The sequence below is a fragment of the Streptomyces niphimycinicus genome (assembly GCF_018883605.1).
GTDB classification, from domain to species: domain Bacteria; phylum Actinomycetota; class Actinomycetes; order Streptomycetales; family Streptomycetaceae; genus Streptomyces; species Streptomyces niphimycinicus.
The window spans coordinates 1-1,133 of sequence record NZ_JAHLEM010001260.1 but is presented as its reverse complement, the minus strand read 5'-3'; the positions used below and the strand labels follow the sequence as shown (position 1 = coordinate 1,133).

The following is a 1,133-nucleotide window of genomic DNA, read 5'->3' as shown; positions in this document are numbered from 1 at the left end:
CGCTCCGGCCGGCAGATCGCCGGGGCGCAGCCGTTGCCGCAGCGCGCGGAGGTAGCCGGCCGCCGTGGTGGGCGCGTCCTGGCGCACCCGCCGGTCCAGGACGGCGCAGGCGGTGGACATGGCGGCCGGGGCGGTGATCAGCGGCAGCGAGGCGGCGGCGGTGGCCAGGCCCACCGCCAGGACGTCGGCGAAGAGGGCGAAGCGCGGGCCGAACAGCTCGCCGGGTTCACGTTTGGTGGCGGTATCCATGGTCAGTCGGTCACCCCTTCAGTCCGGAGCTGGCCATGCCCTCGACCAGGAACCGCTGGAAGGCGAGGAAGAAGAGCACGATGGGCAGCAGCGCGAACACCGACATCGCGAACATCGGGCCGAAGGCCGACTGGCTGGAGGCGTCCACGAAGGACCGCAGCGCCAGGGTCAGGGTGAACTTCTCCGGCTCGAAGAGATAGATGAGCTGGGTGAAGAAGTCGTTCCAGGTCCAGATGAAGGTGAAGATCGCGGTGGTGATCAGGGCTGGCCTGGTCAGCGGCAGGATGACGCTGAAGAACGAGCGGAAGGGCCCGCAGCCGTCGATCCGCGCCGCCTCCTCCAGCTCACGCGGCAGTCCGCGCATGAACTGCACGATGAGGAACACGAAGAAGGCGTCGGTGGCCAGGAACTTCGGCAGGATCATCGGCCAGTAGGTGTTCACCATGCCGAGCTGGTTGAAGATGATGTACTGCGGAATGAGGATGGCGTGGTGCGGCAGCATGATCGTCGCGATCATGAACGCGAAGAGCGGACCGCGCATCCTGAACCGCAGCCGTGCGAAGGCGTACGCGGCGAGCGAGCAACTGATGACGTTGCCGAGCACCGCGCCGCACGCGATGAGCAGCGAATTCCACAGCAGCCGTCCGACGCTGACCTCGTTCACCCCGTCCAGGGCGGTGGAGTAGTTGCCCCATTCGAAGTGGCTGGGCAGCAGCTTGAGGCTGGCGATGACCTCGTCGGCGGGTTTGAACGAGGTGGCCAGCAGCCAGGCCAGCGGATAGAGCATCACCAGCAGCACGGCGATCAGGCAGGCGTGCAGCGCGATCCGGCCGGCGGGCCGCCGCCGCGTCGCCGGGGTGGCCGGGCCGGCGGGGGGTGGCCGG

General features: G+C 68.4%; 1 protein-coding gene and 1 pseudogene. Both read right to left on the bottom strand.

Annotated elements, in window-relative coordinates; all coding sequences use genetic code 11:
- Positions 1-249, bottom strand: a pseudogene (locus KN815_RS49220) (hypothetical protein); the annotation flags it as partial.
- Positions 250-259: 10 nt separating this feature from the next.
- Positions 260-1,036 (bottom strand): carbohydrate ABC transporter permease, encoded by a 777-nt coding sequence (locus KN815_RS49215; RefSeq protein ID WP_253209749.1) that lies wholly within the window; start codon positions 1,034-1,036, stop codon positions 260-262.
- Positions 1,037-1,133: the final 97 nt, after the last annotated feature.